The organism is Brevundimonas terrae (assembly GCF_011761985.1).
GTDB classification, from domain to species: Bacteria; Pseudomonadota; Alphaproteobacteria; order Caulobacterales; family Caulobacteraceae; genus Brevundimonas; species Brevundimonas terrae.
Genome location: NZ_JAASQT010000002.1, coordinates 257,019 through 272,582, shown reverse-complemented (window position 1 = coordinate 272,582; position 15,564 = coordinate 257,019). Strand labels below are relative to the sequence as shown.

Genomic DNA, 15,564 nt, shown 5'->3' with positions numbered 1-15,564 from the left:
TACCTGCCCTGCGTTTGGACAGGCGGCACAAAAAAGGCGGACCATATGGCCCGCCTTAGGTTGTTAGAGGGCCAATAGCCCCTAGCTGTGACGCATAGCCCCGAGGAAGGACTTCCACGACAGCTTGGCGTCCGACATGGCCCCTGCGCGGAAAGCCCGCCCCGACAGCCACATCATCAGGCCAGCAAAGACAAACATCACTACGATGCTGAGGATGACCTCGATCAGCGGCGGCTGGCTGGGCGCACGGGCCGACATGATGAACGGCGTGAACGGCGGAATGAAGCTCAGCACCTTCAGGATGACCGCATCGGGGTTACGCACCGCCATCTGCATGAACAGCAGCGGCACCACCATCGCCATCATCACCGGCCCCATCAGGGTCTGGGCATCGCGCGGCGTCTCGCAGAAGGCACCGATGGCGGCAAACAGCACCGCATACATCAAATAGCCGCCCACCAGATACAGCAGCAGATACAGCCACAGTCCGTTGGTCAGCATCACCGCGCCAATATCACGCGCCACGTCCGGCAAGGTCGCAGCCAGACCCACAGCACTGATAATGCCCCAGCCCCCCATGACCGTCAGCGTCAGGATGGCCACGCCCAGCACCTTGCCCACCAGCAGTTCGGTGGCGGTGACAGACGACAACAGGACTTCGAGAATCTTGTTGGATTTCTCTTCCATGACCCCGTTCATCAGCATGCTGGCACCGGTGATAATCAGCGACCACATGAGGAAACCACAGATCACGCCAATGATGGACGGCAGACGGTCACGCAGACCGACCTCGCCACCCGATGCCGCACGCGGCGACAGCAGGGTAATATCCGGGCGGTAATTCTCGACCTGCGCCACCACGGCCGTGTCGATGCCGCTGGCCTCGAAAGCCTTCTGGCGGTTCACATCGCGCAGGGCATCACGAATCTGGCCCTCCATGTCGTTATTACCGGCACGGCGCGACCAGATACGGGCCGCAGGACCGCTATCCTTGTTGGACAGGATGATAATGGCGGACAGGTCCTGTCCGCCTTCGCTCTTGTCCTTTTGCACCCATTCACGGGCCTTGGCATCCAGTGCCACGCCGTCAGCAGCAGACGTAAGCTCGGCAGGGGCCGGAAGCTCGATCTTGTCACGACGCGGGGCCTTGAAGGATGCGCCCGCCCGCGGTGCCACCTGCTTCAGCGCCGCCAGACCGGCCTCATAGCCGCCCTCGTCCACGGCCTTGCGTACGGTATCGCGGCCGGTAATACCCGCCTCGCCCACCGCCGCAATGCTGAGCGACGACAAGACCGTGCGGTCATAGTCTTTTTCCAGTGCCTCGCGCACAGCAGCAGCCAGACCCGACGACGCCGCGGGTGCGGCTTCCTCGACCAGAATATAGTTTTGAACCGGCTCTGCACGCTTGATCAGGGTCGGCATAAAACCACCCAGAACGGCAAAGAACGGCAGGCTGAGCAGAGACAGCCAGAAACCGACCGTCTTCACATAGGCCATCACTTCACGATGGGCGATCAACATGGCGCGGTTCATTGCGCGGCCTCCTCAATCTGGGTGCCGGTGGCCTTGTGCCGCTGGTCATCGTCGGGATGATCGCCGGTCAAGGCGATAAAGGCGTCATGCAGGGTGGGTTCGCGCAACTGGAAACGTCGCACATCCAGATCGGACACAAAGGCCGCCCGTAAGGTGTGCTGGGCCTCGGCCCCCGCTGCGAGTGCCGCCTTCAGGGTAACAATCCCGTCGATGTCCGACAGGGTTTCTACCGTCCCCACTCCCGGCAGAGCCGCCACGGCATTCACATCCAGTGCGCCCTCGATTTCCAGATAGCGGGCCGATGTGGCGCGCGCCTCGGCGACTGTGCCCTCAAAGGCTTTGCGACCGCGCGCCAGCAACACCACCTTGTCGCACAGACGCTCGGCATGTTGCATGACGTGGGTCGAGAACAGGACCGTCGCGCCATTGGCCGCCAGAGAGCGGATCATCGCCTCCAGCCCCTGCTGGTTCATCGGATCAAGACCCGAGAAGGGTTCGTCCAGAATGACGAACTCCGGCTGATGCACCACCGAGGCGATCAACTGGACCTTCTGGGCCATGCCCTTGGACAGGTCCTTCATCTTCTTCTTGTGGGTGTCGCCAAGTCCCATCTGCTCCAGCATGTCGCGGGCGCGTTTGCGGCCCTCGGCTGCGGGCAGGCCTTTCAGCGATCCCAGGTAGGAGATCGCCTCGACAGGGGTCATCTTTTTATAAAGGCCCCGTTCTTCGGGCAGGAAACCGATCCGGTCACGCACCTTGCGTCCGTCATCGGCCCCCAGAATGGTGATCTGGCCCGACGATACGCCTTGCAGGCCCAGTATCATCCGTATTGTGGACGTCTTGCCCGCGCCATTCGGGCCGAGGAAACCACAGATGGTTCCGCGCTCTACCTCGAAGCTAAGATTTCTAACGGCTTGAAAACTACCGTAGTTTTTACTGACATCCGCCAGTTGCAGCACAGCAGCCATTTGCCCTCCAGCGCTTGTTCGGCGCCAAGGCTATCAGTCGCTCATCCTTGCGTCAGGATAGCCAACATTAAATGCCTGTAATCTGGCCCGCTCCAAAGGAGACGAGGCCCGCAAGCGCGAACAAGCGGGCCTCATTCAACCTAGAAGGCGAGGCTGACGCGAACACCGCCCATATGGCTGGTGAAATCGCTGCCAAAGCGGCCACGATAGCCGACCTCGACATTCATCCGTTCGCCGATCTTGCCCTCCAGACCGACCGCCGCCAGCCCTTGCGAGCCGTAGGGCAGGTCAACCTGTTCGGCCAGAACCTTGGCCGTATTGCCGACAAGGCCGGTACGGATATCGTCGCTGCCGTCACTTAAAGAGTCACGCCAGCCGCCCTCGGCATAGAAACCGAACCGCTCGGCACGATGCTCGACACGCACCGTCACCTCGCCCGTCACGGCATCCAGCTTGCGTTCTTGATAGTGATAGTCCGCCGCGCCGCCATTCTCGAAGAAGTCATCCACCGTGGTGTTGACCCAGGCCACGGCCACACGCGGCGAGATCGCCAGTCGGCCCGGCTGGAACCACAGCCCGCCTTGCGCACGCGCGCCCATCGAAGTGCCGCGCGTCGAGGAGGTATGCACCAGCGGTGCCAGTGCCGTCAGGCGCGAGACATCGTTATAGTCATCCTGCGCGGCCCCAGCGGCAAAGTTCACAAAGGCTTTTTCAGAGCGCCAGCCGCCATAGGCGTCGAGGCTGAAACTATCGAGGTCGGCCTTGACCGGACCCGCATCGATTTTCGACTTGCGGGCCGCACCGGCCAGACCGAAACGCAGGCTTTCATTGCCCGTTTCCAGTGCCAGACGCAGACCATAGCCGTCGGTCTTGGTTTCCTCGATTGCGCCACGCGCATCCACCTTGGTGGAATCGGCCAGTGCCGACAGGCTGAGACGCGTTCCCGTTCCCCAGCCATCGCGGGTGGACAAGGTGCGCGTCGCCAGATCCAGATCATCCTCGCGGTGACGCCATGCGGTCTCGCTCAGCACCGCCATGCGCGATCCGGCCGTGCCGTAATAGATATAGTCGTTCACCAAGCCCGCCAGCAGGGAATGCCCCTTTTGCGTCGGGTGAACCCCGTCAAAATAGAAATAGCTGTCGGGGTTGGAACAGACGGTGACACCGTTGAAACAGGCCTGTGTGGCATTGCTGATCCCGAAGGCGTCGGGATTGGCGGCCATGGCGTCACTGCCACTCAGCAGGTCCACATAGATGATGTTGGTGGCACTGGTGTTCGCCAAGGGCCTCAGCCCGTTCAACAGGGCCGAGTTGAACGTGGTGACGGCATAGTCTGCCAGCGGTGCCGCCGGCGTGCCACGGAACTGTGGCGTGGTGCTCAGACGCGGCAGGCTGATGACCGCAACCGTTCCGGCCCCTGCCCCCCCAATGGACCCGACCAGTCCGGTCACATCTGCCGCCGCCGCATTCGAAACCGCCGCAATCGACCCTGTCGGATTGCTGGATGCCCCCGCCGCCGGAAGCCCCTGGAAGATGTTGTTGGCCCCGCCCAGAACCGTCACCAGATCGTTCGGGCCAAAGGTGCCCCCGCGCTGGCGGTACTGGCCCAGTTGCAACTGCATGCCGGGCGGCATGGCTTGCGCGTCGGTTCTGGCCCCGCCAAAGGCCATGTTGATGCTGCCGGTTACCGGTCCCATAAAGTTGGCGGCATTAAAGCCCAGTTGCTCGGTAAAGACCGGCCCGCTGGAAAAACGCCCCTGCCAATAGGGCGGCGAAGCAGGCTGTGTGCCGCTGGTCGCCATATACAGATTGCCGTTGTCGGACAGACTGTCGCCAAAGACGACAAGACGGTTATAGGTCTGCGCCTCGACCCCCGTGGCGCAGACGCCCAAGGCCAGAACTGCCATCGCAGCTCCGCTCAACAATACCTTCATATCTTCCTCCCGACAGCCCTCGCGAGATCGGGGCCATTTGGCAGAGGATGCGCCGCATACAGATGATTGCAATATGCCGGTATGCAAAAAGGGCCGGAACTCTCGTTTCCGGCCCTTTCCAGCGTTTTTAATGCAACATGCGGAACTTCACCGTTCCGGGGATTTGCTTCAGCGCCTTGACGGCTTCGCGGTCATAATCGCGATCCACATCAATGATGACATAGCCGGTGCGTTCGTCTGTTTTCAGATGCTGGCCCAGAATGTTCAGGCCCGCTTCGGACAGGGCGCGGTTCAACTCGGCCAGAACGCCGGGCTGGTTTTTATGGATATGCAGCAGGCGGTGGGCACGGGTCACATCCGCCAGTTGCACATTGGGCAGGTTCACACAGAAGGTGGTGTCGCCACGGTTCAGATAGTTGAGCAGGCGCTCGGCGGCGAACTCGGCAATGGCTTCTTGTGCCTCTTCGGTCGAGCCGCCGACGTGCGGGGTCAGGATCACCTTGTCCAGACCGATCAGCGGGCTGTCGAACGGATCGGAATTGGTGCGCGGTTCCTCGGGGAAGACATCCACCGCCGCCCCGCCCAGACGACCCGACTTGACCGCATCGGCCAGTGCATCGACATCGACGATGTGACCGCGCGCAAGGTTCAGGAACAACGCGCCATGCTTCATCTTGGCGAACTGGTCGCGGCCAAAGATGTTGGCATTGTCCTTGCGGCCATCGACGTGCAACGTCACCACATCGGACTCGGCCAGCAGGTCATCCAGCTTGCGGACACGACGCGCATTGCCCAGCGCCAGACGCTCGTTCAGATCATAGAACAACACGCGCATGCCAAGGTTTTCGGCCAGAACCGACAACTGGCTGCCGATGGCACCATAACCGATAATGCCCAGCGTCTTGCCGCGCACTTCGCGCGATCCGGTAGCGGACTTGTTCCAGATACCCTGGTGCATCTGGCGCGACTTGTCGGCCACGTCGCGCATCATCACGACCATCAGGCCCAGAGCCAGCTCCACCACCGAACGGGTATTGGAGAAAGGCGCATTGAAGACCGCCACGCCCTTGTCGGCACAGGCGTCCAGATCAATCTGGTTGGTGCCGATGCAGAAGGCGGCAACGGCCATCAGTCGGTCGGCATGTTCCAGCACGCGCTTGGTGACGGTTGTCTTGGAGCGGATCCCCAGAACATGCACGCCCTTGATCGCTTCGATCAGGTCGTCTTCATCCAGAGCGCCCTTCATCGTATCGACGCTGTAACCGGCCTCTTCCAGACGCTCGACGGCAGCCGGATGGATGTTTTCCAGCAGCAGCATTTTGATGCGGTTGCGTGGATAGGACCAACGCCCCGAAACGCCCTCGGCAAACAAAAGCTCGTCCATGCTGGAGGCCACGGCATCGGCGACCTCGACAACCTTGGGACGGCTGACAATCTCGGTAAAGGCATAGAAACGGTCGGCAGCGCCCGACAGCTTGACCTCGGCATCGTTCCAGCCATCGCCCACCATCACGATGGGGCGTTCCAGATTCAGGCTGTTGATGGTGGTCGGCTTGCCGTTCTCGCGGGCCAGCGGATTGGCTTCGTCAACGCCGGTGACACGACCATCGGCGTCATAGACCAGATCATTGGCCAGCACATGGTCCGGCGCGATGCCCAGACGTGCAGCCAGAGGGGCGATCACCTCGGTAAAGCCGCCCGACATGATGTAGATACGCTCGGCATTGCGCTCGAAGAAATCGACATTGCGGCGTACCGAAATGGTCGCCTCGTCCAGAATACGATCGGCCAGTGCCTCGACATGCTCGCGGCGCAGACCCAGCAGGGCCAGACGCTGTTGCAGGGCCTCGCCAAAACCGAGATGGCCATTCATGGCCTGTTCGGTCAGTTCGGCGATCTTGGCCTTGCGCTCTTCGGCATCGGGGGCAGCCGCCAGTGACAACTCGGCCAGAGCCTCAAGCGTTTCGATGCGAACCAGAGTCGAATCGAAATCGAACACGAAAACGGGCGCATCAGCGTTGAGCGAGATCATGCCCGCCCGATAGCCCACCTTCGCACTTGCAGCAATAAAAAGGGGGCCAAACAGCCCCCTTCACGCATGATTTTTTCAAATCTTCGAATTTAGCGCCTACTTGCCGCTGATTTTGCGCTGTTCCAGAGCAATCGCGCCGATCACTGCGGCCACCAGACCGACCGCCAGCAAGGCCGCGCCCTCCTTGGCATGGTCCTTGGCAAAGTCGCTGGCATAGTCACGGGCGTCTTCTGCGGCACGGCGCGCTCTCTTGGCATAGCGGCGCGTGGTGCGGCGGCTGCGCGGGCCGTCGCGCCAGTCATCGAAGCGCTCGCGGGCATTATCGGCAAAACCGCGCGCGCGATCCCCCCAAATGTGCCCCAGTTCCTGCGCACGGTCGGAAAGGTCGTGCATATGGTCCGATGCACGGGCCTTCAAGCTGCGAGCGCGTTCCGAGGCGCGCTGGCCCAAATCCCCGGCCTCGTCATGAACACGGCCCCCCATCTGTTCCAGACGGTCACGCAGGGCATCGGTATCGACCCAGCCACGCGGGTCCATCCGGTTCATCAGCACTTCATACCGGCGCGGGCCGGTACGCTGGTTCAAAAACAGGGACGCAAAGCCCACCGCCGCCAGCACAGCCACCCCACCGGCAACAATGCCCGGGTGCTTGCGGACTTCTGCAATCACTTGGTCGATCAGATGCGTGTCTTCGCTCATGCCTGCCATCATTTTATCACTGTAGGGTTCACAAACATCAGCGGTTTACGGGCGCAAGAGTTCCCGAAATCTGCACAAACATCGCAATGAAGTTTGCCATATCGCGCACAGGCTGCAAGTCCGGCCCCTTACAAATGGCGCCATCGCTCACTATGTTGCGCGACTTCAAGTTTATTACAGTGTTTCAGGACCAAAAGTGACCGACGCTACCGCCCCTATCAATGCCCTGCATGATGATCTGGCCGCGGCCTTCCAAATCGAAGGCTGGCCTGTCCGTGGCCGTCTGGTCCGTATGGGCGACGCCATCAACACCATTCTGTCGTCGCACGACTATCCCCTGCCCGTTGCCCACCTGCTGGGCGAAGCCTGTGCGCTGGCCGCTCTGGTCGGTTCGGCTCTGAAGTTTGACGGTCGCCTGCTGGTTCAGGCCCAAGGCGACGGCCCTGTCCGCTATGTGCTGGCCGATTATGGCACCGACGGCACCATGCGTGGCTTCTGCCGCTATGATGAGGGCGAGTTGAAAGCCCTGTGCGACAGCAAGGATGCGCCGGGCGCGCAGGACCTGCTGGGTAAGGGCCTGTTCATCATGACGCTGGACCGTGGTCCCGACTTCGAGCGCACACAGGGCATGACCCCCATCGAAGGCGACAGCCTGTCGTCCTGCGCCGAGCATTACTTCGTCCAGTCCGAGCAGATCCCGACCAAGGTCAATCTGGCCGTAGGACAGATCACTACCGACACCGGCACGCAATATCGTGCAGGCGGTGCGCTGATCCAGGTCATTGCCGGTGACGAAGCCCGTGGCTCGACCGAGGAAATCTGGGACCGCACCCGCGCCCTGTTCTCGACCCTGTCAGACGACGAACTGGTTGATCCGACCCTGACGCCCGAAACCCTGCTGTATCGCCTGTTCCACGAGGACGGTGTGCGTCTGGAAGGCCCGACGGCTCTCAAGGCCGTCTGCCGTTGCTCGCGCGAACGTATCGTCACCGTGCTGCAATCCTTCTCCGAGGAAGATCGCAACGAAATGGTCGAGGATGACGGCCTGATCCACGCCAACTGTGAATACTGCTCGACCGACTATCACATCGATCCGAGCGAGGTAGTAGTTCCGGCTCCCGAAGCCCTGCACTAAGCGCGAACACAACATATAAAAAGGGCGCTGCGGCTTCGGCCACAGCGCCCTTTTCTTTAGCTGATTGCCTCTAGCAGGGGTGTTTCTCGGCCATCCATTCACGGACGGCCTGTGTCACCGTGATATTGCGACGGGCTTCGGGGATAGAACGAAACCGGCTTTCGATTTCCAGCGCGTTCAGCGTAACCTTTTCCGGCATACAGATGGTGCGCGGTTGTCCCCTCGCCTGTAGCGCCTCCTGTTCGGAACGCACGGTCGAGAAGGCTTCCCCCAACTCGTTCATCAGCCGTCGGGCAGATGGCATCAGCAAGGCCGTTGCATTGCGCGGAATACGGTCTGCCGAGGTCAGAAACTGCCGTACAGATTGTGCCATGGCTGGCGTACCGCTCAGGGTCACCAGAATGGACGCCAAAACCAGATACGAACCGATGCGTTGCATTGGATTGCCCTGAAGGGTTGTGACAAAGCCTCAAGCCTTGCCACAACCTATAAAGGCGAACCGGCGTTCGTCCAGACTAGTTGTTCAGGTCCAGCGAATAGCCCGCCGAGCGGACCGTGCGGATCGGATTGGTCGTGCCGTCCACGTTCAGCGCCTTGCGAAGACGACCGACGTGTACGTCCACCGTGCGGGCCTCGACATAGACATCCGAGCCCCAGACCGCATCCAGCAACTGTTCACGGCTGAACACACGGCCCGGATGCTTCAGGAAGTGATCCAGCAGACGGAACTCCGTCGGGCCGAGGTGGATTTCCTTGCCCGCACGGCTCACGCGGTGGGCCACGCGGTCCATTACGATATCGGCATGGTTGACGCGGTCATCGGCCAGACCCGGACGCAGACGGCGCAAGACCGCCCGCATACGCGCCGTCAGCTCGGTCATCGAGAACGGCTTGGTCATATAGTCGTCAGCACCGGTATCGAGGCCACGCACACGGTCGGCTTCTTCGCCACGCGCGGTCAGCATGATGACCGGCAGGTTGCGGGTTTCCGACTTGGCGCGGATACGGCGGCACACCTCGATGCCCGACAGTTGCGGCAGCATCCAGTCCAGCAGGACCAGATCAGGCTGGCGTTCCTCGATCATCAGCCAGCCTTCTTCGCCATCACCGGCGACAGCAACCTCGTAGCCTTCCTTTTCCAGATTGTACTGGAGGAGCGTCGACAGCGCGTCCTCGTCTTCCATCACCAGGATATAGGGCTGCATATCGGACTCTCTAGTCGTGGAATGTCAGGTCAGGTCAATCGGCCGACGGAGCATCATTGCCCGTCAGGGTCGGCGTCGGCGCTGCGTCCTCGCCGGGGGCCGGCACGGCACGCGGGCGTTCGCCCATCATGTCCTCGCCGGTGATCTCGTAGTGGACCGTCTCGGCGATATTGGTGGCATGGTCGCCGATGCGCTCAAGGTTCTTGGCCATGAACAGCAAATGGGTACAGGCCGTGATCGTGCGCGGGTCGCCCATCATATAGGTCAGCAGTTCACGGAAGAGCGCGTTGTAGTGCTCGTCCACCTCGTCATCGGTCTGCCAGACGCTCATGGCGCGTTCGACTTCGGACGCCGTATAGGCATCCAGAACATCGCGCAGACGGTTCGACACCAGACGGCCCATGCGCTCGATCGAGCGCGTCAGAAGTTGCATCGGCTCGCCTTCGGCGAGGATCAGGGCGCGCTTGGCAATGTTCTTGGCCAGATCGCCTGTGCGCTCGAGGTCCGAGGCCAACTTGATCGCACCAAGGGTACGACGCAGGTCCGACGCCACCGGCTGACGCAGAGCGATCAGGCGGATGGCCTTCTTTTCGATGTCGTAATGCAGCGTGTCCAGTTTCAGGTCACGCTCGATCACCGCGCGGGCCAGCGCCACATCGCGGCGGGCCACGGATTCAATGGCATCGGCCACCTGCGCCTCGGCAAGGCCGCCCATGCGGACGACCTCTGCCGTGAGCTGGTTCAGCTCGTCACCATAGGCTTTGACGGTATGCTGGTTCATGTCGCTCTTAACCGAAACGGCCAGTGATATAGTCGAGCGTGCGGCGCTCGCGCGGATTGGTGAAGATGTCTTCGGTGTCTCCCGTTTCCACGATGTTGCCCATGTGGAAGAAGGCCGTACGTTGCGAAACGCGGGCCGCCTGCGCCATCGAGTGGGTGACGATGACGATGCAATAACGCTCGCGCAGTTCGTCGATCAGCTCTTCGATCTTGGCGGTCGCAATCGGGTCCAGTGCCGAGCAAGGCTCGTCCATCAGGATGACTTCGGGTTCCACGGCAATGGCGCGGGCAATGACCAGACGCTGTTGCTGGCCACCCGACAGGCCGGTGCCCGGCGCGTGCAGACGATCGGCAACCTCATCCCACAGACCGGCACGTTTCAGGGCCGACTGGACGATGTCTTCCAGTTCCGACTTGCTGGATGCCAGACCGTGGATTTTAGGACCATAGGCCACGTTCTCGAAGATCGATTTCGGGAACGGGTTCGGCTTTTGGAACACCATGCCGACCTGTGCGCGCAGCAGCACCGGATCGACCTTTTTGTCGTTGATATCCTCGCCGTCCATCTCGATACGGCCCTCGACGCGCGCGCCGGGGACGGTGTCGTTCATGCGGTTCAAGGTACGCAGGAAGGTGGACTTGCCACAGCCCGACGGGCCGATCAGGGCGGTAACCGCCTTGTCGGGGATGTCGAGGCTGACGCCGTGAAGGGCCTGTTTCTCGCCATAGAACACCTTGATGTTCTTGGCTGAAATCTTGATCGGGCCAAGACCGGCGCGGGCGCTGTCGCCCACAGTCGGTGCCACCGAGCGGCTATGTTCTGCGCCTGCGCCGGTCGGCTGACCTTCCGGTCCATAGGCAATGGGGGTGCGGATAAGCTTGGTGTTCATAGACATTACCACCGGCGTTCGAAGCGGCGACGCAACAGGATTGCGGCGGCGTTCATCACGATCATGAAGGCGAGAAGGACAAGGATGGCGGCTGCGGTCCGTTCGTGGAACGCACGCTCCGAGGCATTCTCCCAGATATAGATAAGGGACGGCAGGGCACCACCGGGCGCATCAATCGCCGCCGAGATACCCGGCACAAAGCTGATCATACCGATCAGCAACAGCGGGGCGGTTTCACCCAGCGCGTGCGCCATAGAGATAATCGAACCCGTCATCACCCCCGGCATGGCCAGCGGCAGGACGTGACCGAACACGGTCTGGGTGCGGCTGGCACCCATGGCCAGTGCGGCATCGCGGATCGAAGGCGGCACAGCCTTCAGCGACGAGCGGGTGGCGATGATGATGGTCGGCAAGGCCATCAGGGCCAGCACCAGACCACCAACCAGCGGACTGGCCCGTGGCAGGTGCAGGAAGTTGATAAACAGGGCCACACCCAGCAGGCCGTAAACAATCGACGGCACGGCGGCGAGGTTGTTGATATTGACCTCGATGATCGCCGTCAGACGGTTGCGCGGTGCATATTCTTCCAGCCACACAGCGGCAAACACACCGACCGGAATGGCGATCAGGGCCGTCACGGTCAGCATCAGGGCCGAGCCGATCACTGCGCCCAGCAAGCCCGCCAGTTCCGGTTGTGTGGAGTCACCCTTGGTGAACAGGGCGCTGTTGAAGTGGGCACGGATCACGCCTTGCGACTTCAGGCTGTCCAGCCACTGCATCTGCTGGTCGCTGACACGGCGCAGGTTTTCAGGCGTCTCGCGGGTGATCTTGCCCTTCAGATACATTTCCGCATCGTCCGACAGCGGCGTCGTCAGCGGAATGGTCTGACCGATCAGCGCCGGTTGGGCGCGGATACGGTCTGCGGCAATGAATTTCAGTTCCGAAGACAGCAAGTTGCGCATGGCCGTAGCCTTGCTGCCGTTCTCGTCATCGGCCACGCCCATACGGACCAGCTGCTGCTCGGCCACCATCTGTTCGAAATTGGTGCCTTGCGGATAGGCCTGATCAATGCGCGCCGGATCCATATAGACCGGCAGGGTCAGGCTATGGGTATAGAAGGCCGTATAGCCCTGCAGCACGATGCTGGTCAGCAGGATGGCGAGGAAGGCCAGCGCGATGGCAATCGCACCACGACCGAACCATTTGAAGCGGGCCTCGCGGGCATAGCGGCCCTTCAGGCGAGCCTTCAGTTTCTCGGCGCGGGCGCTGACTGCGCCGGTTTTGGAGGCGGCGTCAGTCATATTGTTCACGATAGGTTGCAACGATACGCATGGCGACAATGTTCAGGATCAGGGTCACGACAAACAGGGTCAGACCAAGACCGAAGGCGGCCAGCGTTTTCGGGCTGTTGAACTCTTGGTCACCGGTCAGCAAGGTCACGATCTGGACGGTGACGGTGGTGACGGTTTCCAGCGGGTTGAGCGTCAGCTTGGCGGCCAGACCGGCAGCCATGGTCACGATCATCGTCTCGCCGATGGCGCGCGATACGGCCAGCAACAGAGCACCCGCAATACCCGGCAGAGCGGCCGGCAGTAGAACCTTTTTCACCGTCTCGGACTTGGTGGCCCCCATGGCATAGGAGCCGTCGCGCAGGGACTGCGGCACCGCGTTCATGATGTCGTCCGACAGGGACGACACGAACGGGATCAGCATGATGCCCATGACGCAACCGGCCACCAGAGCCATCTGGTTCTGGACCAGCATCAGATACTGACCAAGACCGTCCAGCGGTCCACCGACCAGCCAGCTACCGATCGTATTGAAGAACACACGCAGCGCCGGACCAACGGTCAGGGCAGCAAAGAAGCCGTAAACCACGGTCGGCACACCGGCCAGAACCTCCAACAGAGGCTTGACCACAGCGCGGGTCGTCTTGCTGGCATATTCCGACAGATAGATGGCCGAGAACAAACCGACCGGCGCGGCAACCGCCATGGCGATCAGCATGATCAGGAAGGTACCGGCAAACAGCGGCACAGCACCAAACGCACCCGACGATCCGACCTGATCGGCACGGATGGCGATCTGCGGGCTCCACTGGGTGCCGAACAGGAATTCCAGCGGCGACACCATGCCAAAGAAGCGAAGGCTGTCATAAACCAGCGAGAAGATGATGCCGACCGTCGTCAGCACCGCCACGGTGGCACAGGCAAACAGGATGCCCACGACCCAGGCCTCGACCGCATTACGCGCGCGCAGGTCTGGACGGATGCGCAGGAAGACAAACAGGCCGCCCAGAATGGCCGCGATCACCGATGCGGTCAGGCCACCCCATTGCAACAGGGCATGAATATTGTGGGCGCGACGGCCCTCGGTCGGCAGCAGTTCCGCATAGGGAGCCGCCCAGATTTGCAGCGCCTGACCGCCGTCACCCACGCGACGCGCATCGGCCATGAAGGCCTGACGGCGGAAGGGTTCAAGCTGCTCGACAACTTCGGGGCTGCCCGCCGCCATCAAGTGGCGCTCGATCGGTGCCGAAAACACCGAGGCCAGAATCAGGATGGCCATTGCAGGGGCCAGCACGCCGATGACGGCATACAGACCATGCTGGCCGGGGCGCGAGTGCGGTTTGACGCCGTGACTGCGCCGCACGGCCAGTCGCCGGCCGCCCAGATAGGACAGCACCGCAAACACAGCCATGAAAATCAGGAAAATCCAGGTCATTCAGGTCCGAAACGCAATCATTCGGCCCACCATTGGGCGAGCTTTGAATTGGGCAGAAAATGCCCTTGAAAGGCGAGCGGAATAAGACGGATGCATGACAGTTCTGTTACAGCGCCCTGCCGCCATTATGTCAGCTCTGCAAACACTCTCATGCGCATGTTAAGCTTTTAATATTTAAAAGATTTCTTCTATCGGCTGAGTTGCAACACTCTTGCGGTCAGGTGCCAGAGGGAAGGCTGCGGCAAATAAAGCGCCCGATCCCACAGCGCTTTCCACAGAAAGTGCGCCCCTGTGACGGATAACAATATGGCGCACAATGGCCAGCCCCAGACCCGTCCCCTGACGCTCGCCGCTCTTTTGGCCCTCGATGCGATAGAATCGTTCGGTCAGTCGCGGCAGGTACTCACGCGCCATGCCCGGACCATGGTCGCGCACCGTCACCACCACATAACGCGCGCCCTGTTCACGGTCCGGTGTGACCAGTGACAAACGGGTGCTGTCGGCCATGCGCGACTGGAAGGTTTCATCCAGCGTACGCCCCCGCTCGATGGTGACTTCGATCTTGCCGCCCGCCGAGGAATATTTCAGCGCATTATCGACGAGGTTCTGCACCACCTGCACAATCTCGTCGCGCTCGCCGATCACGTCGGCGCCACCGATTCCCAGATCGGCCTCCACCGTCACCTGACGCTCGCGCGAAAGAACACTGACCGCATCCAGCACATCGGAGGTGGCCCGCGACAGGTCCACACGGCCATCCGGCGCGATATGCTCGTTCAGTTCGATCCGCGACAGCGACAAAAGGTCGGCCACCAGACGGCTCATCCGGTCGGCCTGCGTGGCCATGATGTCGAGGAAACGGTCCCGCGCCTTGGGATCATCCTTGGCGTGGCCTTTCAGCGTCTCGATAAAGCCCGACAGCGAGGCCAGCGGCGTGCGTAGTTCGTGGCTGGCATTGGCCAGAAAATCCACGCGCATCCGTTCGATCCGGCGCAGATCCGTCTCGTCCTTGAGCGTCAGCAGCACCAGCGCCTCGGGGCGTACCTGCCCTTCATAGGCAAAGCCCTCGCGTTCCGGCAAAGGATGCACCTGCGCCCGCCAGTGGCGTTCGTTCGCGCCGCCCGAAATATAGTCCACCCGCGACGCCTCGCCGGTGAACAGGGCATCATCAATGGCCTCCAGCACCGTCGGCTCACGGATCACCGCCACCAGCAATCCTCCGGCAGCACTGACCGGAAACAGTTCGCGGGCCGCGGCATTGGCCAACACGATACGCCGTCCGGCAATATCGTCGGCCTCGCCACCCGAAATAATCATCATGGGATCGAAGCTGGCCTCGAACACATCGGTCATCAGGCCCGTATCGCCCGTAGCCTCGGCCGGAATTTCGGACACCAGCGGCGCATAGGCGGCCCCTGAAACCGGTCTGCGGTTTACGAACCAGGTCGTAAAGGCCACCGCCACCGCCCCCATCACCATCCAGCCCGCCACAGCCGGCTGCATGACGGCCAGCACCAGCAGGATGATGACAGCCAGACCACCACTGGCCCCCGCCGTCCAAAGACGCGACGTTGCCATGGGGGCCACCGGTGACTGCTGGGGTTCGTAGCTCATACTGGTCCGTATCAGGCCTGGTTCAACACCCTGAAACCTTGGGTGCGATT

General features: G+C 61.6%; 13 protein-coding genes. 1 reads left to right on the top strand and 12 read right to left on the bottom strand.

The window, feature by feature from the left end; all coding sequences use genetic code 11:
- Positions 1-81: 81 nt before the first annotated feature.
- From FHS64_RS05920 to FHS64_RS05900, 5 genes are all read right to left on the bottom strand, one after another.
- Positions 82-1,533: an ABC transporter permease gene (locus tag FHS64_RS05920; protein WP_167176782.1), complete on the bottom strand. Its 1,452-nt coding sequence runs from the start codon at positions 1,531-1,533 to the stop codon at positions 82-84.
- The gene (locus tag FHS64_RS05915; protein WP_167176780.1) at positions 1,530-2,501 is read right to left on the bottom strand and encodes an ABC transporter ATP-binding protein; all 972 of its coding nucleotides are present in this window, start codon (positions 2,499-2,501) and stop codon (positions 1,530-1,532) included. Before FHS64_RS05915 ends, FHS64_RS05920 begins: the two co-directional genes overlap by 4 nt.
- Positions 2,502-2,641: 140 nt before the next feature.
- Entirely contained in the window at positions 2,642-4,435 is a 1,794-nt protein-coding gene (locus tag FHS64_RS05910; protein ID WP_167176778.1) for an autotransporter domain-containing protein, read from the bottom strand.
- Between the two features lie 127 nt (positions 4,436-4,562).
- A complete protein-coding gene (serA, locus tag FHS64_RS05905; RefSeq protein WP_167176776.1) occupies positions 4,563-6,467 on the bottom strand; it encodes a phosphoglycerate dehydrogenase in 1,905 nt (634 codons plus the stop codon).
- 96 nt (positions 6,468-6,563) lie between these two features.
- Positions 6,564-7,166: a hypothetical protein gene (locus FHS64_RS05900; protein WP_167176774.1), complete on the bottom strand. Its 603-nt coding sequence runs from the start codon at positions 7,164-7,166 to the stop codon at positions 6,564-6,566.
- 196 nt (positions 7,167-7,362) lie between these two features.
- Here FHS64_RS05900 and FHS64_RS05895 point away from each other — a divergent pair, with 196 nt between their 5' ends.
- On the top strand, positions 7,363-8,301 hold the full coding sequence (locus FHS64_RS05895; RefSeq protein ID WP_167176772.1) for an Hsp33 family molecular chaperone: 939 nt from the start codon (positions 7,363-7,365) through the stop codon (positions 8,299-8,301).
- Positions 8,302-8,371: 70 nt separating this feature from the next.
- Here FHS64_RS05895 and FHS64_RS05890 read toward each other — a convergent pair whose 3' ends face one another.
- The 7 genes from FHS64_RS05890 to FHS64_RS05860 form a co-directional block, all read right to left on the bottom strand.
- Entirely contained in the window at positions 8,372-8,740 is a 369-nt protein-coding gene (locus tag FHS64_RS05890; RefSeq protein ID WP_167176770.1) for a hypothetical protein, read from the bottom strand.
- 76 nt (positions 8,741-8,816) lie between these two features.
- Entirely contained in the window at positions 8,817-9,506 is a 690-nt protein-coding gene (gene phoB, locus FHS64_RS05885; protein WP_167176768.1) for a phosphate regulon transcriptional regulator PhoB, read from the bottom strand.
- A gap of 34 nt (positions 9,507-9,540) precedes the next feature.
- The gene (gene phoU, locus FHS64_RS05880) at positions 9,541-10,287 is read right to left on the bottom strand and encodes a phosphate signaling complex protein PhoU (RefSeq protein ID WP_167176766.1); all 747 of its coding nucleotides are present in this window, start codon (positions 10,285-10,287) and stop codon (positions 9,541-9,543) included.
- Between the two features lie 7 nt (positions 10,288-10,294).
- Positions 10,295-11,176, bottom strand: a complete 882-nt coding sequence (pstB, locus tag FHS64_RS05875; RefSeq protein ID WP_167176764.1) for a phosphate ABC transporter ATP-binding protein PstB — start codon at positions 11,174-11,176, stop codon at positions 10,295-10,297.
- A gap of 5 nt (positions 11,177-11,181) precedes the next feature.
- Positions 11,182-12,477 carry a phosphate ABC transporter permease PstA gene (gene pstA / locus FHS64_RS05870; protein ID WP_167176762.1) on the bottom strand — a complete coding sequence of 432 codons (1,296 nt, stop codon included), beginning with the start codon at positions 12,475-12,477 and terminating at the stop codon, positions 11,182-11,184.
- Complete coding sequence (gene pstC, locus FHS64_RS05865) at positions 12,470-13,900, bottom strand: phosphate ABC transporter permease subunit PstC (protein ID WP_167176760.1); 1,431 nt, start codon at positions 13,898-13,900, stop codon at positions 12,470-12,472. Before pstC ends, pstA begins: the two co-directional genes overlap by 8 nt.
- 174 nt (positions 13,901-14,074) lie before the next feature.
- Positions 14,075-15,514, bottom strand: coding sequence for an ATP-binding protein (locus FHS64_RS05860; RefSeq protein ID WP_167176758.1), 1,440 nt, complete (start codon positions 15,512-15,514; stop codon positions 14,075-14,077).
- Between the last annotated feature and the right edge of the window lie 50 nt (positions 15,515-15,564).

Bases quoted from the DNA above. Each gene is read 5' to 3' on its own strand.
- FHS64_RS05920 (WP_167176782.1), bottom strand. From the start codon at position 1,533: ATGAACCGCGCCATGTTGATCGCCCATCGTGAAGTGATGGCCTATGTG.
- FHS64_RS05915 (WP_167176780.1), bottom strand. From the start codon at position 2,501: ATGGCTGCTGTGCTGCAACTGGCGGATGTCAGTAAAAACTACGGTAGT.
- FHS64_RS05910 (WP_167176778.1), bottom strand. From the start codon at position 4,435: ATGAAGGTATTGTTGAGCGGAGCTGCGATGGCAGTTCTGGCCTTGGGC.
- serA (WP_167176776.1), bottom strand. From the start codon at position 6,467: ATGATCTCGCTCAACGCTGATGCGCCCGTTTTCGTGTTCGATTTCGAT.
- FHS64_RS05900 (WP_167176774.1), bottom strand. From the start codon at position 7,166: ATGAGCGAAGACACGCATCTGATCGACCAAGTGATTGCAGAAGTCCGC.
- FHS64_RS05890 (WP_167176770.1), bottom strand. From the start codon at position 8,740: ATGCAACGCATCGGTTCGTATCTGGTTTTGGCGTCCATTCTGGTGACC.
- phoB (WP_167176768.1), bottom strand. From the start codon at position 9,506: ATGCAGCCCTATATCCTGGTGATGGAAGACGAGGACGCGCTGTCGACG.
- phoU (WP_167176766.1), bottom strand. From the start codon at position 10,287: ATGAACCAGCATACCGTCAAAGCCTATGGTGACGAGCTGAACCAGCTC.
- pstB (WP_167176764.1), bottom strand. From the start codon at position 11,176: ATGAACACCAAGCTTATCCGCACCCCCATTGCCTATGGACCGGAAGGT.
- pstA (WP_167176762.1), bottom strand. From the start codon at position 12,477: ATGACTGACGCCGCCTCCAAAACCGGCGCAGTCAGCGCCCGCGCCGAG.
- pstC (WP_167176760.1), bottom strand. From the start codon at position 13,900: ATGACCTGGATTTTCCTGATTTTCATGGCTGTGTTTGCGGTGCTGTCC.
- FHS64_RS05860 (WP_167176758.1), bottom strand. From the start codon at position 15,514: ATGAGCTACGAACCCCAGCAGTCACCGGTGGCCCCCATGGCAACGTCG.